At 71.6% G+C, this 22294-nt stretch carries 14 protein-coding genes; 3 read left to right on the plus strand and 11 right to left on the minus strand.

Annotation, left to right across the window (positions count from 1 at the left end; all coding sequences use genetic code 11):
• Positions 1-123: 123 nt before the first annotated feature.
• The 4 genes from H0H10_RS29500 to H0H10_RS29515 all read right to left on the minus strand — a co-directional run bounded on the left by H0H10_RS29500 (position 124) and on the right by H0H10_RS29515 (position 8390).
• Complete coding sequence (locus H0H10_RS29500; protein ID WP_188184208.1) at positions 124-1599, minus strand: putative glycosyltransferase family protein; 1476 nt, start codon at positions 1597-1599, stop codon at positions 124-126.
• Positions 1600-1769: 170 nt separating this feature from the next.
• A complete protein-coding gene (locus tag H0H10_RS29505; RefSeq protein WP_188184189.1) occupies positions 1770-6710 on the minus strand; it encodes an NAD-glutamate dehydrogenase in 4941 nt (1646 codons plus the stop codon).
• Positions 6711-7163: 453 nt separating this feature from the next.
• Entirely contained in the window at positions 7164-7829 is a 666-nt protein-coding gene (locus H0H10_RS29510) for an HAD family hydrolase (RefSeq protein WP_188184190.1), read from the minus strand.
• A gap of 45 nt (positions 7830-7874) precedes the next feature.
• Entirely contained in the window at positions 7875-8390 is a 516-nt protein-coding gene (locus H0H10_RS29515; protein ID WP_188184191.1) for a DUF6912 family protein, read from the minus strand.
• Positions 8391-8894: 504 nt separating this feature from the next.
• Between H0H10_RS29515 and H0H10_RS40625 the strand changes: the two genes are divergently transcribed.
• Positions 8895-9581 (plus strand): Rv3235 family protein, encoded by a 687-nt coding sequence (locus tag H0H10_RS40625; RefSeq protein WP_188184192.1) that lies wholly within the window; start codon positions 8895-8897, stop codon positions 9579-9581.
• Positions 9582-9683: 102 nt separating this feature from the next.
• On the opposite strand, the gene secA is transcribed toward H0H10_RS40625, so the two are convergent.
• Positions 9684-12503: a preprotein translocase subunit SecA gene (gene secA / locus H0H10_RS29525; RefSeq protein WP_188184193.1), complete on the minus strand. Its 2820-nt coding sequence runs from the start codon at positions 12501-12503 to the stop codon at positions 9684-9686.
• 290 nt (positions 12504-12793) lie between these two features.
• Here secA and H0H10_RS29530 point away from each other — a divergent pair, with 290 nt between their 5' ends.
• Positions 12794-13402 (plus strand): GNAT family N-acetyltransferase, encoded by a 609-nt coding sequence (locus tag H0H10_RS29530; protein WP_188184194.1) that lies wholly within the window; start codon positions 12794-12796, stop codon positions 13400-13402.
• A 48-nt stretch (positions 13403-13450) separates the two neighbouring features.
• Positions 13451-14626 (plus strand): winged helix-turn-helix domain-containing protein, encoded by a 1176-nt coding sequence (locus tag H0H10_RS29535; protein WP_188184195.1) that lies wholly within the window; start codon positions 13451-13453, stop codon positions 14624-14626.
• Between the two features lie 37 nt (positions 14627-14663).
• Here the strand turns inward: H0H10_RS29535 and H0H10_RS29540 are convergent, their stop codons facing one another.
• The 6 genes from H0H10_RS29540 to mtrA all read right to left on the minus strand — a co-directional run bounded on the left by H0H10_RS29540 (position 14664) and on the right by mtrA (position 22293).
• Positions 14664-15410, minus strand: a complete 747-nt coding sequence (locus H0H10_RS29540; protein ID WP_188184196.1) for a response regulator — start codon at positions 15408-15410, stop codon at positions 14664-14666.
• 214 nt (positions 15411-15624) lie between these two features.
• The gene (gene hpf, locus H0H10_RS29545; protein ID WP_188184197.1) at positions 15625-16317 is read right to left on the minus strand and encodes a ribosome hibernation-promoting factor, HPF/YfiA family; all 693 of its coding nucleotides are present in this window, start codon (positions 16315-16317) and stop codon (positions 15625-15627) included.
• Between the two features lie 312 nt (positions 16318-16629).
• On the minus strand, positions 16630-17577 hold the full coding sequence (locus H0H10_RS29550; RefSeq protein WP_188184198.1) for a ComF family protein: 948 nt from the start codon (positions 17575-17577) through the stop codon (positions 16630-16632).
• A gap of 130 nt (positions 17578-17707) precedes the next feature.
• Positions 17708-19552: an LpqB family beta-propeller domain-containing protein gene (locus H0H10_RS29555; protein ID WP_188184199.1), complete on the minus strand. Its 1845-nt coding sequence runs from the start codon at positions 19550-19552 to the stop codon at positions 17708-17710.
• Positions 19542-21602, minus strand: coding sequence for an MtrAB system histidine kinase MtrB (gene mtrB / locus H0H10_RS29560; RefSeq protein WP_188184200.1), 2061 nt, complete (start codon positions 21600-21602; stop codon positions 19542-19544). Before mtrB ends, H0H10_RS29555 begins: the two co-directional genes overlap by 11 nt.
• A gap of 1 nt (position 21603) precedes the next feature.
• Entirely contained in the window at positions 21604-22293 is a 690-nt protein-coding gene (gene mtrA / locus H0H10_RS29565) for a two-component system response regulator MtrA (RefSeq protein WP_003975799.1), read from the minus strand.
• Between the last annotated feature and the right edge of the window lies 1 nt (position 22294).

The raw sequence follows: 22294 nt of genomic DNA on the forward strand, positions 1-22294 counted from the left end.
GCCGTAGCCTGCGGGCAGTCGTGCCGCTGGGGCGGCACGGGTGGGCGCAGGCGGCACCCCGCAACGCCGGGCTGCGCCACCCACCCCACCGCACCCCCACACCGCGCCACCCGGCGACGAACCTCACCGCACCACCGCGTACAGCACCTGCCCACCCGGCCCCCGAGCCACCTCCCGCAGCCCCTCCACCCCCCGCAGCCCCACCCCCCGGTCAACAACCCACCGCACCCCGTACTCCCGCAAGATCCCCGACCTCTCCGCCCACACCGTCCCCTCCGCGAAAAACCTCCGCACCGCCTCCACCCGAGCCCCCTCGTCCCCCAGAAAGAAGTCGGGATACCCCGGAGCAACGGTGTACGCCCCGTACGCCGGAATCTGCCGCGCCGCAGACGTCCGCGCCATGACCACGTCCCCGTACGACACCCACGGCGTGATCCAGTGGTACCCCGCCCACGGCTCCCGGTACTTGGCCGCGACCGCCTCCGGCAGCACCCCGCGCCCGACGACGTACCCCAGCGTCCCCGCCTGCGTCCACGCCCCCACCACCAGCGCCCCGGCCAGCGCGCACGCCCACCCGGCCCGCACCACCCGCCGCCCGGACTCCAGTGGCTCCAGCGCCGCGGCGAGCTGCGCCGGGATCACCGCGGCGGGCAGCGCACGCCCCCACGACCAGTGCCCGCTCACCCCACCCGCCGCGAACACCAGCGCCCCCAGCACGAAGAACAGCACGAGCGGATCCCGCCGGTCACGCAGCCACCGCGGCACCAGCGCGGCCACCCCCACCAGCACCAGCCAGAGCCGCCCGGGCAGCTCCCGGTACAGGGACCGGTGCACCGGCTCCAGCCCGTCGCCGGCACCGAACAGCGCGAAGAAGTCGTAGTACGGCCAGATCCACAGCACGACCACCCCGAGCACGAGCCCGGCGCCCAGCCGCAGCCACACCCCCCGCCCGCACCGCGCCCCGAGCACCGTGGCCAGGCCGCCCAGCGAGGCGACGACACCGGAGAACTGGTGGCAGAGCAGGATCACCGCCCACAGCACCCCGAGCCCGAACCAGGGCCGGAGCCGGGCCCAGGGCCGGCCGACGGGACCGCGGCCCCGCACCGCCCCCGCCAGCCCCGCCCAGAAGTGGAAGGCGAGACCGAGCGCGAACACGCTCGGATAGGCCACCGTCAGCGCGAGCGAACCGAGGCCGAGGAAGCCGCTCCAGTTGAACAGCACCGTGCCCCACAACAGCACCAGGCACAGCAGCGCCAGCGCGGGCGCGGCCCGGTGCGCGCTCAGCGTGCGCACGTACCGCCACACGCCCGTCACCAGCAGCGCCAGTGCCACCAGCGCCCCGAGCCGCAGCACGACGAAGACCGACAGCCCCGTCACCCGGGCGACGCAGCCGAGCAGCAGCATCCACGGCGAGTAGTACGGGCTCGGCGTGTCCGCGTCGACCAGCGGGTTGCCGGGGTCGAGGAGGCTGTGCCGCAGGCGTTCGACCGTGGCCGCGTGTATGCCCAGGTCACCGGCCCACGGCAACCGGACGACCACCAGGAGCAGCAGAAGAAGGACGAGCAGGACGAGTGCGGCGACCGCCCGGTGAACGGCCACCGCACCCGGCGGCGTGTCGCGCGTAGCGCCGGAACGCCCAGTCACCCGGTCACTTTATCCGGAATGCGCCAGTAAAGATCTCAATCAGCCGGTATGTCCGAACAGCAAGGCGCCCCGGACCGTCACGGTCCGGGGCGCCTGATGCCACTGCGGCGCTAGGAGCTACGGCACTACGAGTGCGTCCGCAGCAGCGTCCGCATCGTCCGCATCGCCACCGAGAGGTTGGCGAGGTCGAACGCCTCCGAGCTCTGGATCTCCTCCAGCGTCGTACGCGCCCGGCCGAGGATCGCCGCGTTCTTCTGGTCCCAGACCTTGAAGCGCTGCTCCGGCGTGGCGCTGCCGTTGCCCGCCGCCAGGACGTCGGCCGTGAGCGCCGCGTGCGCCGCGTACAGGTCCTCGCGGATCGCCGCGCGGGCCATGGACTGCCAGCGGTCGGTGCGGGGCAGGTCGCTGATGCGGTCCATCAGCTGGGTGATGGTCAGCCGGTCGGCGAGGTCGTAGTAGACCTCGGCGACGTCCAGCGGCTCCTTGCCCATGCGGTCGGCCACCGAGACGATGTCGAGCGTCGGGAAGGCGGAGGAGAACCCGGCCACGCGGGTGGCCAGCTCCTCCGGGACCCCGGCGCCGGTCAGCTCGTCGTGGATGTGCTGGTACCACTCCGCGTCCGCGCCGCGCAGCAGCTTCGGCAGCTGCGACCACACCTGCTCGACCCGCTCGGCGAAGAACTCCACCGTCTCGGCGAGCTGCAGCGGCTGCGGCCGGTTGTTGAGCAGCCAGCGCGTGCCGCGCTCGACCAGGCGGCGCGAGTGCAGCCGGATCCGGGTCTGGACGGCGGCCTCGACCTTGGTGTCCAGGGCCTCCACCGCGTCCCACACCGGGGCGGCGCGGAAGATCGCCCGGGCCGCGGTCTGCGCCCGCACGATCTCCTCCAGCGACGCGCCGGTCTCCTCGCGCAGGCGGTGCAGATACGTCGTACCGCCCGTGTTGACCGTGTCGTTGACCAGCACGGTCGTGGTGATCTCGCGGCGCAGCGGGTGGCCGTCGATCCGCTCGGCGAACTGCTCGCGCAGCGCCGTCGGGAAGTAGGCGTGCAGCAGCCCGCGCAGGTACGGGTCGTCGGGCAGCGAGGTCTGCAGCAGCTCCTCGGCGACCGTGATCTTCGTGTAGGCCAGCAGCACGGCCGTCTCCGGGCCGGTCAGGCCCTGTCCGGCGCCGAGCCGCTCGCGGATCTGGCGGTCGGTGGGCAGGAACTCCAGGGCCCGGTTGAGGTGGCCCTCGCGGACCAGGTGGCGCATGAAGCGCTGCTGGGCGTGGAGCATGTCCTTGGACTGGGCCAGCGCGTTGGCGATCGCCGTGTTCTGCGCGTAGTTGTTGCGCAGGACCAGCGCGCCGACCTCGTCGGTCATCTGCGCGAGCAGCTTGTTGCGCTGCTTGACGGTCATGTCGCCGTCCGCCACCAGACCGTTGAGCAGGATCTTGATGTTCACCTCGTGGTCGGAGGTGTCCACGCCCGCGCTGTTGTCGATGGCGTCCGTGTTGATCTTGCCGCCGTGGCGGGCGAACTCGATCCGGCCGAGCTGGGTCAGGCCCAGGTTGCCGCCCTCGCCGACGACCTTGACCCGGAGGTCGGCGCCGTCGACGCGGATGGCGTCGTTGGCCTTGTCGCCGACGTCGGCGTTGGACTCGGTGGACGCCTTGACGTACGTGCCGATGCCGCCGTTCCACAGCAGGTCCACCGGCGACTTCAGGATCGCCTTCATCAGGTCGGCCGGGGTCATCTTGGAGACCTTCTCCTCGATGCCGAGGGCCTCCCGGATGTGCGCGTTGACCGGGATCGCCTTGGCCGTGCGCGGGAAGATCCCGCCGCCCGCCGACAACAGGGCGGTGTCGTAGTCGGCCCACGAGGAGCGCGGCAGCTCGAACAGACGGCGGCGCTCGGCGTAGGAGGTGGCCGCGTCGGGGGTCGGGTCGATGAAGATGTGCCGGTGGTCGAAGGCGGCGACCAGGCGGATGTGCTCGCTGAGCAGCATGCCGTTGCCGAACACGTCACCGGACATGTCACCGATGCCGACGACCGTGAAGTCCTCGTTCTGGGTGTCCACGCCCAGCTCACGGAAGTGCCGCTTGACGGACTCCCAGGCGCCGCGGGCGGTGATGCCCATGCCCTTGTGGTCGTAACCGGCCGAGCCGCCGGAGGCGAAGGCGTCACCGAGCCAGAAGTTGTACGACTGGGCGACCTCGTTGGCGATGTCCGAGAAGGTCGCCGTGCCCTTGTCGGCCGCGACCACCAGGTAGGTGTCGTCCTCGTCGTGCCGTACGACGTCGTGCGGCGGGACGACCTCGCCCGCGACCATGTTGTCCGTGATGTCGAGCAGCGCCGAGATGAAGGTCTTGTAGCTGGCGATGCCCTCCGCCATCCAGGCGTCGCGGTCGACGCTCGGGTCGGGGAGCTGCTTGGCGACGAAGCCGCCCTTGGCGCCGACCGGCACGATGACGGTGTTCTTCACCATCTGCGCCTTGACCAGGCCGAGGATCTCGGTGCGGAAGTCCTCCCGGCGGTCGGACCAGCGCAGGCCGCCGCGCGCGACCTTGCCGAAGCGCAGGTGCACGCCCTCGACGCGCGGCGAGTACACCCAGATCTCGTACGCCGGACGCGGCGCCGGCAGGTCGGGGATGGCCTGCGGGTCGAACTTCATGGAGACGTAGTCGTGCGGCCTGCCGCCGCTCGCCTCCTGGAAGAAGTTGGTCCGCAGCGTCGCCTTGATGACCGTGAGGAAGGAGCGCAGGATCCGGTCCTCGTCGAGGCTGGCGACCTGGTCGAGGGCCGCGTCGGCCTCTTCGAGCAGGGCGTCGACGATCTCGCGCCCGGCGCGCTGCCGGTCCGGGGACATCCGCGCCTCGAACAGGGAGACGAGCAGGCGGGTGGTGTGGACGTTGTTGCGGAGGGTGTCCTCCATGTAGTCCTGGCTGAACGTCGAGCCCGCCTGGCGCAGGTACTTGGCGTAGGCCCGCAGCACCATCGCCTGCCGCCAGGTCAGCCCGGCGCTGAGCACGAGGGCGTTGAAGCCGTCGTTCTCCGCCTTGCCGGTCCAGGTCGCGGCGAAGGCGTCCTGGAACCGCTCGCGGGCGTCGTCGCCCAGGTAGTCGCCGCTGCCGGTGGCCGCCTTGGGCATGCGCAGGCCGAAGTCGTAGATCCAGGCCGTCGTGCGGTCGGCGCAGCGCAGCTCGTAGGGCCGCTCGTCGGTGACCTCGACGCCGAGCCGGCTGAGCACCGGGAGCACGGCGGACAGGGAGACCGAGCCGCCCTTCTGGTAGATCTTGAAACGGCGCTCCTGGGGCGCGGCGCCCACCGGCTCGTACAGGCTCAGCGCGAAGGTGTGCTTCTCGTCCAGCCGCTCCAGGTGGCCGAGGTCGGCGACGGCGGAGCGCGGGCCGTGGTCGGCCTTGTAGCCCTCGGGGAAGGCGTCCGCGTACCGGCGCAGCAGCTCCGCGGAGCGCTCCTCGCCGAACTCGGCGTTCAGCGCCTCCGCGAAACCGTCGGACCAGGAGCGGGCGGCCTCGACGAGGCGGGCCTCGATGCGCTCCTTGTCGGCGTCGGACAGCTGCGGCAGTTCGGTGCCCTGCGGGACGCGGACCACGAAGTGCAGCCGGGACAGGATCGACTCGGTGTTCCAGGCCGTGAAGTCGACGCTGGTGCCGCCGAGCTCCTCCTTCAGGATGTCGATGATCCGCAGCCGGACACCCGTGGTGTAGCGGTCCCGGGGGAGGTAGACGAGGGCCGAGTAGTAGCGCCCGTACTCGTCCTGGCGCAGGTAGAGGCGGAGCCGCCGCCGCTCCTGGAGGTAGAGGACGGAGGTCGCGATGGCCTGCAGCTCGTCCACCGGCGTCTGGAACAGCTCGTCGCGCGGGTACGTCTCCAGGATCTGCAGCAGGTCCCGCCCGTCGTGGCTGTTGGGCGAGAAGCCGGCCCGCTCCAGCACCTCCTCCACCTTGCGCCGGATGACCGGCACGCGGCGGACGGACTCGGTGTAGGCGGCGGAGGAGAACAGGCCGAGGAAGCGCCGCTCACCGACGACGTTGCCGTTCTCGTCGAACTTCTTGACGCCGATGTAGTCCAGGTACGACGGCCGGTGCACGGTCGCCCGGCTGTTGGCCTTGGTCAGCACCAGCAGCCGGTGCTCGCGGGCCTTGGCGCGGGCGTCGGCGGGCAGCCGCTCGAAGGACGGGCTGACGGGGTGGCTGTCCTCGCCGGCGTGGTGCGGGTCGGAGCGCAGGATGCCGAGGCCGGTGCCGGGGACGGCGGCGAGGGAGTCGTCGCCGCGCAGCTGGTACTCCCGGTAGCCGAGGAAGGTGAAGTGGTCGTCGGCGAGCCAGCGCAGCAGCTCGCGGGCCTCCTCCAGCTCCTGCGCGTTCAGGTCGTCGGGGGCCGGCTCGTCGGACAGGCCCTCGGCGAGCCGGACGGCCGCGTCGCGCATCTTGCCCCAGTCCTCGACGGCCTCGCGGACGTCGGACAGCACGCGCAGCAGGTCGGCGGTGATCTGCTTCAGGTCTCCGCGGTCGGTCTCACGGTCGATCTCGACGTGGATCCAGGACTCGATGTGCGCGTCGTGCGGGAGGCCGTCGGTGGGCGGGGTGGACAGCACCTCGACGAGCTTGCCGGTGACATCGCGGCGTACGACGAACTGCGGGTGGACGACGACGTGGATGCCGCGCCCCTGCCGGGTCAGCTCGTTGGTCACGGAGTCGACGAGGAAGGGCATGTCGTCGGTGACCACTTCGACGACGGAGTGGCTGCACGTCCAGCCGTTCTCCTCCACCGTCGGGGTGTGCACCCGCACGTTGGCCGTGCCCTGCGGGCGGTTCTCCGCCAGCCGGTAGTGCGAGACGGCCGCTCCGAAGACGTCGACCGGGTCGCGGTCGGTGAGGTCCTCCGGGGCGGTGTGCCGGTAGTAGCGCCGGAGGAACGCGAACACGGATGCGTGGTCCGGGGTGCCCGGGGTGCCCTCGTCCGTCGTCCCAGTCGGTAGGTGCCCCCCGACCGGGCTGTTCTCAGCTACCCGGGCAGCCCTTTCGAGCAGCTCGGCCTTGGCTTCGTCCAGCTTGGTCTGCATTGTCCTCTGGCTCCTGTCGCGCGCCGTTGCGTGACGTAGAAGGAAGTACGGTCTCCTGCCTTCCGGCGTGACGCCGAGACGCGGGGTGTCCGGTCTGTTCCGACGCTATGCCGCAAGGTGAGAGGAGCGGGGGCATATCAGCCATCTGAGACGCGCCCGCCGCATGTGATGCCGGTCTCGGCGGCACCGTCCGGGGAGTGCGCGTCGTCCCGGCCACCTCCGGTGACCCGGCCCGCCCGCGAAGACCAGCGACCGCCGCCCGGTCACGGATGTCCTCCGTGCTCACCGGGCGCAGGGCAGGGGCGGCGATGCCCCCGCGAGCTATCGCGCTGATCACGCCACAAGGCTATCGCTCCTTGCGGGGGGCCCGTCATGAGCCGTATGTGTACAAATCCGGGGGTGGAAGTTTGACGTTCTGCACAGAGACGCGCGACCGGCTCCGCCCCCGGCTGCTCAGGCGGCCAGCCGCTCGGCCTCCGCGACGGCTTCCGCCAGCGTGTCCACCACCGGCGCACCGGCGCCCTCCAGGCTGGCCCGGCTGTGCGATCCCCCGGTGTACAGCACGGCCCGCGCCCCCGCGTGCCGCGCGGCCACCGCGTCGTCGGCCGCGTCCCCGATCACGACCGTACGGGCGGGTTCCACACCGGCGAGCGCCGCGAGGTGCCGCACCATGTGCTCGGCCTTGCTGCCACCGGAGGGCCCGGTCCGTCCGTCGACGCGTATGAAGTGCGTCTCGATCCCGAAGCCCTTGACCAGCGGGACGAGCTCCTCGTGACCGTACATGCTGAGGATCGACTGGCTGCGCCCCGCCGAACTCCACCCCGCCAGCAGCTCCGCCGCGCCCTCGGTCAGCCCGCACCGCACGCGGTGCTCGGTGTAGTGACGGTGGAAGGTCGCGTCCATGACCTCCCACTCCGCGTCGGTGGGCAGCCGCCCCATCAGGCGCTCGTAGAACTTCGGCACCGGAACGCAGTACAGCGCCCGGTACTGCTCGAGTGTGATCGGCTCCAGCCCGAGTTCGGCGAAGGCCGCGTTCGTCGCTCCGATGACCGCGTCATTGTCGTGGAACAGCGTCCCGTTCCAGTCCCAGACGATGTGCGCGCCGGTGTGCATCCCCATGCATCAAAACGTACCCGCCGCCACTGACAGTCAAGGCGGCGGAGGTCAGTCGTCGAGCCCCACCAGGTTCGGGATCTCCTGCGTCGCGTACCACAGCAGCTCGTGGTCCTCGGCCCCGTCCACGACGAACTGGGCGTCGTCGTCCCCGCCGTCGGCCGCCGCGAGCGCCCCGGCCGCGGCGGCCACGTCCGCCTCGGCGTCGGCGGCGTCCACGTGCACCGCGGCGGCCTTCGCCAGCGGCACGGGCCCGGTGACGCGGACCTCGCCGAGCGCCGCGGGGTCGAGCCCCCGGCCGGGGTCGGCCGAGACCGCGCCGTCGGGCACGTCGGCCGCGACCACGACCCGGCGCCGTGCGGCACCGGCGTCCGCCGCCAGCAGCCGCAGCGACGCCAGCGCGGCGCGGCTCAGGGCGGCGTACTCCAGCTCCTCGATGTCGTCCGAGAGGTACCACTCGCGCAGTGCCGGCGTGACGGCGTACGCCAGGAGCGGCCCGGACCCCAGCTCCCCCGTCCTGTGCGCCTCGGCGAGACCGGAGAGGGTCAGGGGGACGTAGACGCGCATGGCTGGCCGCTTTCGTGGTCGGGGCTCCGCTCGGAGAGCCTTCAGGATACGTGCGGGCCGTCCCCTTTCGGGTCCCCGCCCATGACGCCGGACGCGTCCACCCCGGACCCGGCATTCACCCGGGCCATCCGCTCGGGACCGGGCCCCGGCGGCGGCCGGCTCCCTCGGATAGGTGAACCTCCCGCCTCCCCGACCCGGCCCCGCACCTCCTTGCCGCCGCCCCCGGCCTCCCCGTACAAGATCCCCGACCAAGAAGTTACTGCCCGGTATCCACCGGCTCACCGAAACGGGGACTCCATGCACTTGCAGAAGGTCATGACCAGGGCCCAACTCCACCGGGCCCCCCACCACCCCACCCCACCGACTCCCGCCAGCCCACCGCCCACCACAGCACCCCACAGGCCCGACGGCACGCCGCACACACCGTCCGGGAGGCCACCGCGCACGCCCGAGGTGGCCGCGTCCCGCACGCCCGGCGGCGCCCCGGCCGGCACGGCAGGTGCCGTGGCGACGCGCGTACCGGACGAGGCCCCGTCGCCCCGCACGCCTGGCGGCGTTCCGCCGCGCAGGCCGGGTGGGAACGCCTCCCGGACCGGTGCGCCCGGTGGCCGTCCGCCGGGCGCACCGGGCGGGTCGCGCCGGGGCCGGACGAGGCCGGCGGACACCCGCCCGCCGACGACCGGCCCGGGCAGGACCCCGCCGGCCTCACGCGCGGGGACGAGCACCGCGGCGACCCGCCAAGCCGCCTCCCCGTCCACACCCGCACCGGCACCGCAACCGGCCCCCGCACGGCCCGTCCCCCCGGTCGTCCCCGCCCAGACCCCCCGCCGCCCCGTCCCGTCCGTTCCCCAGCCCCGCCCCACCGACCTCTTCGCCGAACTCCTCCTGGGAGTCCTCAGCGGCCGGCGTCCCGTCCACTCGATGCTCCGGCACACAGCCGGGCGCGCCTACGACGAACTGGCCTGGCTGGCCGAGCGCGGCCCGCTGCGCACCCGGGGCACGCTCCCCGTCGTCCGCGACATCGGCTACTTCGAGCCCCGTCCGGGCGCCCTGGAGGTCTTCGCCCGCATCGGCGCGGGCGACCAGCTGCGTGCCATGGCCTTCCGCCTGGAACGCGGCCGGGACCTGCGCTGGCGGTGTACGGCGGTGGAGCTGGGCGGTCCGCGCAGGCCACACGTGGACGACGACTGACACAGGCCGCCGCCCGCACGACCGGGCCCCTGGAGACGCGGAAGGGCCGGGCACCCCGAGGGTGACCCGGCCCTTCCGACCGCTACGGCGCCGCCGGCACCGTCACTTCTTGCGGCGCCGCCCGCCCTTGGCCTGCTTGCGGCGCTCGGCGCGGGTGAGGCCGTCGGTCTCGGACCGCACCGGCTCCCCGTCGGTGGTGAAGTCGCCCTCGATGACGCCGCCCTCACCGTCCACGGTCGGCGCGGAGAAGTGCAGGTCCCGGCGCTGCGGGGCGTCGAGCCCCTTGGCGCGGATCTCCGGGCGGGCGCCCGCCTGCGCCGGCACCGCGTCCTGCGGGCCCTTCTCCAGCGACGGCGCCGCGTCCTCCTGGACGGGAACCTCCTCGACCTGCTGCTCGACCTGGACCTCCAGGTTGAACAGGTAGCCGACGGACTCCTCCTTGATGCCGTCCATCATGGCCTGGAACATGTCGAAGCCCTCGCGCTGGTACTCGACCAGCGGGTCCTTCTGCGCCATCGCGCGCAGGCCGATGCCCTCCTGGAGGTAGTCCATCTCGTAGAGGTGCTCGCGCCACTTGCGGTCCAGCACCGACAGGACGACCCGGCGCTCCAGCTCACGCATGATCTCGGAGCCGAGCTGCGTCTCGCGCGCCGCGTACTGCTCGTGGATGTCGTCCTTGATGGACTCGCTGATGAACTCGGCGGTCAGGCCGGCCCGGTCGCCGGCCGCCTCCTCCAGCTCCTCGATGGTGATCTTCACCGGGTAGAGCTGCTTGAAGGCGCCCCACAGACGGTCGAGGTCCCAGTCCTCCGGGAAGCCCTCGGCGGTCTCCGCCTGGACATAGGCGTCGATCGTGTCGTCCATGAAGTGCTGCACCTGCTCGTGCAGGTCCTCGCCCTCCAGGACCCGGCGCCGCTCGCCGTAGATGACCTCGCGCTGCCGGTTGAGGACCTCGTCGTACTTCAGGACGTTCTTGCGGGTCTCGAAGTTCTGGGTCTCGACCTGCGACTGGGCGGACGCGATCGCGCGCGTGACCATCTTGTTCTCGATCGGCACGTCGTCCGGGACGTTCGCCATCGACATCACGCGCTCGACCATCTGGGCCTTGAACAGGCGCATCAGGTCGTCGCCCAGCGACAGGTAGAAGCGGGACTCGCCCGGGTCGCCCTGACGGCCGCTGCGGCCGCGCAGCTGGTTGTCGATACGCCGCGACTCGTGCCGCTCGGTACCGAGGACGTAGAGGCCGCCGAGCTTCTCGACCTCTTCCTTCTCCGCCTTGACCGCCTGCTCGGCCCGCTCCAGCGCGGCGGGCAGGGCCGCGGCCCACTCCTCGATGTGCTCCTCGGGGTCGAGACCGCGCTGGCGCAGCTCCGCCTCGGCGAGGTCCTCGGGGTTGCCGCCGAGCTTGATGTCCGTACCGCGGCCGGCCATGTTCGTGGCGACCGTCACCGAACCCTTGCGGCCCGCCTGGGCGACGATCGTCGCCTCGCGGTCGTGCTGCTTGGCGTTCAGCACCTCGTGCTGGACGCCGCGCTTGCTGAGCTGCTGCGAGAGGTACTCGGACTTCTCGACCGAGGTGGTGCCGACCAGGATCGGCTGGCCCTTCTCGTGCTTCTCGACGATGTCGTCGACGACAGCCTCGAACTTGGCGACCTCGGTGCGGTAGATCAGGTCCGACTGGTCCTTGCGGATCATCGGCTTGTTGGTCGGGATCGGGACCACGCCGAGCTTGTAGATCTGGTGGAACTCGGCGGCCTCGGTCATCGCCGTACCGGTCATGCCGGAGAGCTTGTTGTAGAGGCGGAAGAAGTTCTGCAGGGTGATCGTGGCGAGCGTCTGGTTCTCGTCCTTGATGTCCACCCCTTCCTTCGCCTCGATCGCCTGGTGCATGCCCTCGTTGTAGCGGCGGCCGGCGAGGATACGGCCGGTGTGCTCGTCGACGATCATGACCTCGCCGTCGATGACGACGTAGTCCTTGTCCTTCTTGAAGAGCTCCTTGGCCTTGATGGCGTTGTTCAGGTAGCCCACCAGCGGCGTGTTCACCGACTCGTACAGGTTGTCGATGCCCAGCCAGTCCTCGACCTTGCTGACGCCCGACTCGTGGATGGCGACCGTGCGCTTCTTCTCGTCGACGTCGTAGTCGCCGGTCTCCTCGATGCCCTTGAGCGGGTTGCCCTGCTCGCCGCGCTTGAGGCGGGTGACCAGCTTGGCGAAGTCGCCGTACCACTTGGTGGCCTGGTCGGCCGGGCCGGAGATGATCAGCGGCGTACGGGCCTCGTCGATGAGGATGGAGTCGACCTCGTCGACGATGGCGAAGTTGTGGCCGCGCTGGACGAGCTCCTCCTTGGACCACGCCATGTTGTCGCGCAGGTAGTCGAAGCCGAACTCGTTGTTCGTGCCGTAGGTGATGTCGCAGCCGTACATCTCGCGGCGCTGGGCCGGCGTCATGTTGGCGAGGATGCAGCCGACGCTCAGGCCCAGGAACTTGTGGACGCGGCCCATCATCTCGGAGTCGCGCTCGGCCAGGTAGTCGTTGACCGTGACGATGTGGACGCCGTCTCCGGAGAGGGCGTTCAGATAGGCGGGCAGCGTGCCGACGAGGGTCTTGCCCTCACCGGTCTTCATCTCCGCCACGTAGCCCAGGTGCAGGGCCGCGCCACCCATCAGCTGCACGTCGTAGTGGCGCTGGCCGAGGACGCGCTTGGCGGCCTCGCGGACGGTGGCGAAGGCCTCGGGCAGCAGGTCGTCCAGGGTCTCACCATCGGCGTAGCGCTGCTTGTACTCATCGGTGAGGGCACGCAGCTCGGCGTCGGAGAGGTCGACGAAGTCCTCTTCGATGGAGTTGACCTGGTCCGCGATGCGGTGCAGCTTGCGCAGGATCTTGCCTTCGCCTGCACGCATGATCTTCGAGAGGACGGACACGGGGGTTGGTCTCCTTGCCGGTCGGGCCTGGGACGGTCGGTTTCCGTTTCACTGACTGAGCAACGGCCATCGTATGCGAGGACCCCGCCGCCCCGGGAGGCCTGCCGTGACGGGGAAACCGCGCGCCGCTTCTTCCTGTTCTTCCTGCGTCGGGTCTGCTTTCACCGAGAACAACGTCCGGGGCCCGCGGATGGTGCCGCGTCCGCCGGTGAATCTCGCGAATCGTGATCACGTGTGCACGCACGGCAAAAGGATGGCGGCCGTCACCCGTCGCCCAGCAGAATCGGCCGATGGAACCCCTCACGCTCACCACCGACCGCCTCCTTCTGCGGACGGTCGGCCCCCAGGACACGGACGCCGTCCACGCGGCCTGTCAGGATCCCGACATCCAGCGCTGGACCACGATCCCCTCGCCGTACCTGCCAGAACACGCGCGGGGCTTCACCGAGCAGATGGTCCCCGACGGCTGGGCGAACGGCTCCATGTTCACCTTCGGCCTCTTCCTCCCCTCCGGTGACCTGGCGGGCATGCTCGGCCTCACGATGATCTCCCTGGGCGTGGGCGAGATCGGTTTCTGGTGCGCGAGGGAGCACCGCGGCCACGGCTACGTCACCGAGGCCGCCGTCGCCGTGTCCCGCTGGGCCTTCACCCATCTGGCGATCGACCGTGTGGAATGGCGCGCCGAGGTCGGCAACACGGCCTCCCGCGCGGTGGCCCAGCGCGTCGGCTTCACCATGGAGGGCACGTTGCGCTCCGCGGTCAACAACAAGGGCGTACGCCGTGACTGCTGGGTCGGCTCACTCCTGCCCTCGGACCTGTCCCTCCCCTCGACGGCCCCGTACCTGCCGGCCCGCCCGCAGTCCGGCGCCCCGGTCGCGGGCCGGCCCGCGACGCCGTAGCCAGGGACCCGCCCCGGCTGTCAGACCCACCCCCTATCGTGCGGACGTATGACGACCCTCCCGCGCTCCGCAACGGAACTCTCGGCAGACGAGGCCCGCCGCATAGCCCTGCGGGCCCAGGGCTTCCTCGGCGCCCCCGACCGCCGCGGCGGCGTCCGCGGCGTCCTGCGCCACCTGGGCGCGGTGCAGCTCGACACCATCTCGGTCCTCGCCCGCTCCCACGAGCTCGTCCCCTACGCCCGCCTGGGCGCGGTGGGCCGCAAGACGGTCGAGAGCGCCTACTGGAAGGGCACGCACGCCTTCGAGTACTGGTCCCACGCGGCCTGCATCCTCCCGATCGAGGAGTGGCCCCACTTCGCCTTCCGCCGCCGCGCCTACCGCAACCGCCCGCACTGGAACCACCCCCTGCCCGACGGCACCTACGACCAGGTCGTCAAGCAGCTCCGCTCCGAAGGACCCCTGACGGCGACGGAGCTGGGCGGCGCCAAGAAGACCAGCGAGTGGTGGGACTGGTCGGGCACGAAGATCGCCGTCGAGCGCGCGCTGATGTACGGCGAGGTGGTCTGCGTCGAGCGCCGCGGCTGGAAGCGGGTGTACGACCTGGCCGAGCGCGCGGTGCCGCAGTCGCTGCTGCACGACGACCTGGACGACGCCGAGTGCCTGCGGCGCCTGGTCCGCCTGGCCGGCCAGTCCCTGGGCGTCGGCACGCGCGCGGACATCGCGGACTACCACCGCCTCAAGGGCGAGCAGGTCGACGCCGTGATCGCCGACTCGGGCCTGGTCCCGGTCACGGTGGAGGGCTGGGGCAGGCCGGCCTGGGCCGACCCGGCCGCCCTGGAGACGCCCCCGCGCGGCCGGCACCGCACCACGCTGCTGTCGCCCTTCGACTCCCTGGTCTGGGAGCGGGCGCGCACGGAGCGGATCTTCGGCTTCAGCCACCGTCTGGAGGCCTACGTGCCCAAGCAGAAACGGGTGCACGGCTACTTCGCGATGCCGGTCCTCGCCGGCGGCCGACTGGTCGGCCGGGTGGACCCGGCGCGCGAGGGCCGCACCCTGGTGGCCAAGCAGGTCACGCTGGACGGCCCCCGGGCCGTGCCGGCGGTCGCCCAGGCGCTGGCCGAGGCGGCGAGCTGGGTGGACTGCACGGACGTACGGGTGGAACGGGTCGACGCACCGGATCTGCGCGGGCCCCTCGTGAAGGAACTGGCCCGTCTGTCGGCCTGACCCGCGCACCCGCGCACCCGCGCACCCGCGCCGGACGTCACCGGATCTCGAGGATCTTCTCCCGCATCGCGTACACCACGGCCTCCATCCTGGAGTGCAGCTGCAGCTTCTCCAGGATGTTGCGCACGTGGTTCTTCACGGTGTTCTCGGAGATGAACAGCTCCTTGGCGATGTCCCGGTTGTTCATCCCCGTGGCCACGAGCTTGAGGACCTCCAGCTCGCGGTCCGTGAGCCGCGGGGCGGGCACGAGCCGGCGTTCGTCGGTCCGCTGGATCATCGACTTGAACTCGGTGAGCAGCTTGGACGCCATGGAGGGGCTGATCTGCGACTGTCCGTCGGCCACCGCACGGATGGCGGTGGCCACCTCGTCGGTCGAGATCTCCTTGAGGAGGTAGCCGGTCGCCCCCGCCTTGATCGCGTCGTAGAGGTCGGCCTCCTCGTCGCTGATCGTCAGCATGATGATCTTCGCGCTGGGGGCCACCTCCTTGATGGAGGTGCACGCCTCGATACCGCCCCGCCTGGGCATCCGGACGTCCATCAGGACGATGTCGGGCAGCAGGTCGGCGGCCTTCTCCACGGCCTCCGCGCCGTCACCGGCCTCCCCCACGACCTGGATGTCCTCCTCGGCCGCGAGCACGATCTCCAGGCCACGGCGGAACAGGGCGTGGTCGTCCACGACCAGGACCCTGATCGGCTCCTCGCGTGCAGAGCCCGTGTCCGGGCCCATGCCGACGACGCCACCGTCGGCGTCCTCGCCCCGCATCGGTCCGAAGCTGTCCGCCATCGTTCCTCCCCCTGAAGGCTGTGGCCTGTGGTCCCGAGCCATCGCCAACCCAAGGCGACAACCCACCGGTTGGGTCGTTGCGCCATGATTTCATGCCCGGCCGACACCGGGGGGACAGAGCGGACCGCCAGTGGTCGCACACCGTCGCACACCGGTGCCCCTGGGGGCGCACACGCACTCCAGGGGCACCGGTTTCCTCTGTCACCCGGCGTCGTCAGCCGCCGAGCGCACCGCCCGCCTCGGGGGAATGCGCCTCGGTGACCATCGTGTCCGTCGTGAGGTGGATCACGCCGTAGTCGTATGCGTGCCGCCGGTAGACGACACTGGGCTCCTTGGTCTCGGAGTCGACGAAAAGATAGAAGTCGTGCCCGACCAGCTCCATCTCGTAGAGGGCCTGGTCGAGAGTCATCGGCGCCGCCACGTGCGTCTTCTCACGGACGATGAGAGGGCCTTCGCCCTGGACCTCCAGCGAGCCGATCCTCTTGGTGGGCACAGCGCCCTGCTCCTCCTGCGGAGCGGTCTCTCCGGCTCCGTTGAGCGTCGCCGCGCCCGGGACGTGGTGGGGGACCTCCGCGGCCGAGATCCGGCGCGCGCCGCGCCGCGAGAAGCGCTTGTCGTGCTGCTTGCGCAGTCGGGCGTCGAGCTTCTCCGCCGCCAGATCGAGAGCCGCGTACGGGTCGCTCGCCGCTGCCTCCGCCCGGATCACCGGACCGCGGGAGCGGAGCGTGATCTCCACCCGGTCACAGCGGTCGGCCTGTCGGGGGTTGGGCTCCTTGGACACCTCGACGTCGAGGCTGATCACCTTGGCATCGAGCCTCTGGATCTTCTCCAGCTTCAGCTTCTCGGCCACGTGCTTCCGGAACCGCTCGGGCACCTCGGTCTTGCGGCCCTTGACGACGATGTCCACGCAGAACTCCGTTCCCGGATCGCTCCGCCCGGTCGGCGGAGCATCTCCCTTTCGCACCAGGTTCCGGAAAGCCCCGGAACCTCGGACTCGGTGACGTCCACCTCCTCCCCCATGGGCGGGATCTCCACTCCACCGGTGCGGGTGATGACGGGAAACCCGCAGCACGGCATTCGGATTTGAGAGGTGTGGCCTGCGGCTTTGCCTCACAACCGAACATATCTCGCCCGGACGGATGTCGTCACCCTCTACTGCGGCGTACCTCCGTTCCGGTGAATTGACCTTCTCATTGGCTGCAACGTCATAAGTTCTCGGTCAGTTCCGGTTTATTTGGAAAGGGTCCGGTGACGCCGCGACCACGGCTGCACAGATCACTTCACGGGCATCTTCACGGACGACGGCACCGCCTCCGCCGGGGCCCGCCATTCCCGGCGCTTCCGGCTCCCGGACCGTCGCATCCGCCGCTTCTCCTGACTTCTGTTCCTCTCTGCCTTCCCAGACAACCGACGGATACACAGCCGTTCTCACCGATCCGTACGTACCGCGCACCGCCGACGACTCAGCCCGCTCCCCCCTGTCCACGATCGCCTCCGTCCTCGCCGCCCGCACGGCACGGGCCGCCTCCGTCAGGGACGCTCCGGTCGTCATGAGGTCGTCGACCAGTACGACCTGACCACTCCCCAGCAGCCGGTCGGCGCCGGGAGCCACCGCCAGCGCGCCCGCGAGGTTGTCCAGTCGCCGGCGGGCGCCCAGCCCGGACTGGTCGGCCACGGCGCGCCGCTGCCGCAGAACGGCAAGCACCCGGGCCGGCGTCCCGGTCCGCCGCAGCTCACCCGCCGCCGCGAGGGCGATCCGGCGCGCCGGATCGTGCCCGCGGGCCCGCACCGCCCGGCGCGCCGACGGCACGGGCACGAGCAGCACCGGCCCCCGCGCGCCCGCGAACCCGGCACCGCCGGCACCCGTCCACGCCTCCTCGAGCCCCACCCGCACCGCCCCCGCCAAGGCGACGCCGAGCGGCCCGGCCAGGGCCAGAACGCCCCGCTCCTTGTGGGCCAGCAGCACGGCCCGCACCTCGTCCCCGTACCGGGCCGCCGCGTGCACCGCCGGCAGCCCGGGCGGCTCCGGCACCGGCCGCACCCGGCGCGGCACGGCACCGCTCAGCGCCCTGCGGCACTCCGGGCAGAGCACCGTACGAGCCCTGCCGCAGCCCCCGCATTCGGCCGGCAGCACCAGGTCGGTGAGGTCCCGCCACCACCCCCGCATGCCCACCACTGTGCCAACACCCGCACCGCCCGGCCAGGCCTGTGGACAACGCCCTGTGGACAACTCCACGCACCGGCCACCGGCCGGTCCCCCACACGAGTGAACGTCCGTATCGGCGCGACCGGACGCCTCACCCCGGATAGACCGGCGCCGTCCCCTCCGTCACCTTCTGCCACTGCATCCCGGACGGCAGCCGTACGATCCCGTCCTCCGAGTACGCCACCAGCGGCAGCCGCTCGTCCTCGGACGCGGCGATCTCCTTCACACCGGTCAGTGCGGCGGGCACCGATGCCTCCGGCGTGGAGCCGTCGACCTGCACGTACCCGATCTGCTGGACGCCCCCGTGCTCACGTCCGACCACCACGAGCCGGCTGTCCCCGGCCCACGACATGGCCGTGACCTCCTCCAGCCCGGGTGTCGCGGAGCGCAGTTCGAGGACGGTGACCGTGGACTGCTCGCCGGCCTTCTTCTCGTCCCGCTCGATCCGTCCGATGAGCAGCGACCGCTTGCCGTCCTTCTCCACGATGAGCGCGATCCGCACCCCGTCGGCGGCCACCCGCACGGCCTGGACCCGCCCGTCCAGCCCCGGGGTCCGCACCTGAACCGGCTCGCCGGCGCCCTCGCTCAGCATCAGCAGCCGCGGTCCGGCCGGGTCCCGGTCGGCGATCCACAGGTCGCCGCGCGCGTCCCAGCTGGGCGCCGTCAGCCGGTCGCCCTCCGTCTTGCCCTCGCTGACCAGCACCGGCTCCCCGAGCGATCCGCCCGACACCAGCGATCCGACGTACAGCGCCTTGCCGTCGAGGCCGATCCCGGCCGCCGTGTGCTCGTCACGGGACACCGCCACCGACCGCAGGGCCCTTCCGCCCTCGCCCAGTGCTCCTGGCACGGGCTCGGCCCTGGTGGCGTTGCTGCCCGCGGCGATCCGCACCAGGCGGTGCTCGTCATCGACGAAGTACAGGTAGTCGGGGCGCTGGGCCGAGCCGCGCGCCGCGACGGCATCGGCCCGTTCCTCGGTCAGCGAGCACAACTGCCTGCCGCCCGACCGCAGCTCGACCTCGTCCACCACCGGGTTGAGGCTCTGCAGCGTGAACAGCAGCTGGGCCGCCATCTCGTCGCACTTGTCCTCACCGACCCGGGACGCCCTGTCGTTCAACGGCACCGTCAGCCTGTTGCGGTCGTCGGGCGTCAGGGACGCGGTGCCCTTCGCGAGTGCCGTACCGGTGGGGAAGCTCGACCTGACCGCCGGTCCGAGCAGGCTCGTCGGCCCGCTGATCAGGGAGCGCACCACCTGCGTCATCGGATCCACCCGCCGACGCACGTAGACGGGGTCGGCGACGGCCGCCGGCTGCCGCTCCGGGCCGGCCTCGGCCTCCGGCGCGCTGTTCGAGGCGAAGTAGTACTTGTTGACGGACACGTAGTTGCGCTGGAAGTCCGACTTGCCCATGACGACGCCCTGCGGCAACTCGTCGATCCGCCACTGCCTGCTCTTGCCGTCCCGCGTGAGGTGCACCGGCTTGCGGTACGACCCCTCCGCGGGCGCGTACGACTGCTGCGCGTCCACCGTGGCGACCTTGGTGCCGGTCAGGGTGACCGAGTAGTCGTTGGCCTCCCCACGGCTCCCCGCGTGATCGGACTCGGTGCCCGGTCCGCCCGCCAGCACCGTCGTGGACAGCTCGGGCCGCCAGGTCCTCGCCGCCTCGCCGGTCAGGTACTTGCGCGCCGTCTCATAGTGCGGATCGTCGCTGGTCAGCGCCTCCAGGAAGCCCTGCACGATCTCCGAGGGCGGTGCGTCCTCACGCGGCGGCATCGCGAACACCCGCACCTGCGGGTCCTGCCGGGGTGTGGACTCCACGCCCCGCAGATCCCCGCTGTCCGGCATGGACGCACACCCCGCCAGCAGTACGACGCCACAGGCGGCGTACGCCACCGCGCGCGCCGGCCCCGGCCGACGGCCCCCCTCGCGGTCAGCGCCCACGGAATGCCTCCCCTTGCCTGGTCATGTCCTCCGGCCCGGCGTCCGGGCGGCCCGCCGCCTCCGGCGCGGACGTGTCGTCCGGCATCCGGCCGCCCGAGACGGGGCGCGGCACCACGCGCGCGCCGTTGCCGGGCAGTGCGGTCGGGTCGGCCGTGGGCGCCACGGCGGCCGGCCGCGGCGGGATCGGGTCCCGGCCGGGCACCGCCGGCGCCTGCCCGACGGCCGCCTGGGCCGGCACGGTGACCGCCTTGTCCCCGCCGTGCGGCGCGCCCGCCTCGCCGGGTCCGCGATTGCGCCGCGAGTCCGGGGGCTCCAGCGGTATCGGCGAGCCCCGCAGAGGCTCGTCCGCCGTCCTCGGCAGCGTCAGCCGGAACTGCGAGCCGCCGCCCGGCTCGCCCCAGGCCTGCAGCCAGCCGCCGTGCAGCCGCGCGTCCTCCAGGGCGATCGACAGCCCCAGGCCGGTCCCGCCGGTGGTACGCGCGCGTGCCGGGTCGGCCCGCCAGAAGCGGCTGAAGACCCGGGTCGCCTCGCCGGGCTTGAGCCCGACGCCGTAGTCACGCACCGCCACGGCCACCGCACCGCCGGCCGCCGCGAGCTTGACGACCACGTCCCTGCCCTCGCCGTGCTCGACGGCGTTGACGACGAGGTTGCGCAGGACCCGCTCCACCCGCCGGGCATCCGCCTCGGCGACGACGGGCTGCTGGTCACCGACGACGCGTATCTGCGTGCCCTTGCGCTCGGCGAGCGGCTCGGCCCCGCTGACGACCCGGCGTACGACCTCCCTGAGGTCTATCGCCTCCGCCTCCAGCGCCGCCGCGCCCGCGTCGAAGCGGCTGATCTCCAGCAGGTCCGCGAGCAGCGTCTCGAACCGGTCCAGCTGGTCGGCGAGCAGCTCGGCCGACCTCGCGGTCACGGGATCGAAGTCCACGCGCGCGTCGTGGATGACGTCGGCGGCCATCCGCACGGTCGTCAGCGGCGTACGCAGCTCGTGCGACACGTCCGAGACGAACCGCCGCTGCATACGCGACAGGTCCTCCAGCTGGTTGATCTTCAGCTGGAGGTTCTGCGCCATCTTGTTGAAGGCCTCGCCGAGCCGGGCGATGTCGTCCTCGCCGGTGACCTTCATCCGCTCCTGCAGACGCCCCGCGGACAGCCGCTCGGCGATGCCGGCCGCCATCCGCACGGGCGTGACGACCTGGCGCACGACGAGCCAGGCGATGGCGCCCAGGAGGACGACGACGAAGAGCCCGGCCGTCGCCAGCGTGCCCTTCACCAGGCTGAGGGACTTCTCCTCCTGGGTGAGCGGGAAGAGGTAGTACAGCTGGTACGGCTCGCCGTTCGGGTCGTTGACCTGCTTGCCGATGACCAGGGCCGGCTGGGAGGCCTTGTCGGAGTTGTAGTGGATGCGGGTGTAGCGCTGGGCCGCCGCCGTGCTGCCGTCGATCCGCTCCCGCAGGTCCTCGGGCACGCTGGCCGACGGATCGACCAGGCCGGAGGCGCGCGGGCCGCGTCCGCTGCCGCTGTCCCCGCCCACCGGGAGCGTGACCACGTCGAAGGCGCTCTGGCCACCGCTGGACAGCGACTTCACGAGGTCGCTCATCCACTGGATGACGTTCTGCGAGGGACGGCCGTCCGCCGGGGTGCCGTCGTCGCCGGTCGTGCTCGCCGACTCCTCGGCCTTCTGCTTGGCCACGGCGAACCCGCCGACGGCCTGGCTCTGCGAGGCCTTCACCTTGGCGTCCAGCAGGCCGTTGCGCACCTGCCCGATCACCACGAAACCGAGCAGCAGCACCACGCCCAGTGACATCAGCAGCGTGGTGACGACGACCTTGAGCTGGATGTTGCGCCGCCACAGCCGCATCACGGGCAGCAGCGGCCGGCGCACCCAGCGCATGAACAGGCGGAGCACCGGGCTGCCCTGCACCCCGCCGTGCAGCAGCCCGCCCTCCAGCAGGCGCCCCCAGCGGGACCCCCGGGGCCCGGGACCGACAGGCCGCCCGGCGCGGGCCCCGGACCGGGCGGGCGCCGAAGCGGCACTGTCCCTGCTCATGTCAGCTCGGCCCGGCCTTGTAACCGACGCCACGGACGGTCACCACGATCTCCGGCTTCTCCGGGTCCTTCTCGACCTTGGAGCGCAGCCGCTGCACATGCACGTTGACCAGCCGCGTGTCGGCCGCGTGCCGGTAGCCCCATACCTGCTCCAGCAGCACCTCGCGCGTGAACACCTGCCACGGCTTGCGGGCCAGCGCGACCAGCAGGTCGAACTCCAGCGGCGTCAGCGCGATCGACTGCCCGTCCCGCTTCACGGAGTGACCGGCCACGTCGATGACCAGGTCACCTATGGCGAGCTGCTCGGGAGCCGGCTCCTCGGACCTCCTGAGCCGCGCCCGGATCCGGGCCACCAGCTCCTTCGGCTTGAACGGCTTCACGATGTAGTCGTCGGCGCCCGACTCCAGGCCCACCACGACATCGACGGTGTCGCTCTTCGCCGTCAGCATCACGATCGGCACACCCGACTCCGCCCTGATCAGGCGGCAGACCTCGATGCCGTCCCGTCCGGGCAGCATCAGGTCGAGCAGCACCAGATCGGGCTTGGTCTCACGGAAGGCGGCCAGCGCCTTGTCGCCGTCGGCTACGAAAGACGGCTCAAAACCCTCACCACGCAGCACAATGCCGAGCATCTCGGCCAGTGCGGTGTCGTCGTCGACGACAAGGACTCGTCCCTTCATAAACGACATCATC

The sequence above is a fragment of the Streptomyces griseicoloratus genome, from assembly GCF_014534645.1.
Taxonomy (GTDB): Bacteria; Actinomycetota; Actinomycetes; order Streptomycetales; family Streptomycetaceae; genus Streptomyces; species Streptomyces griseicoloratus.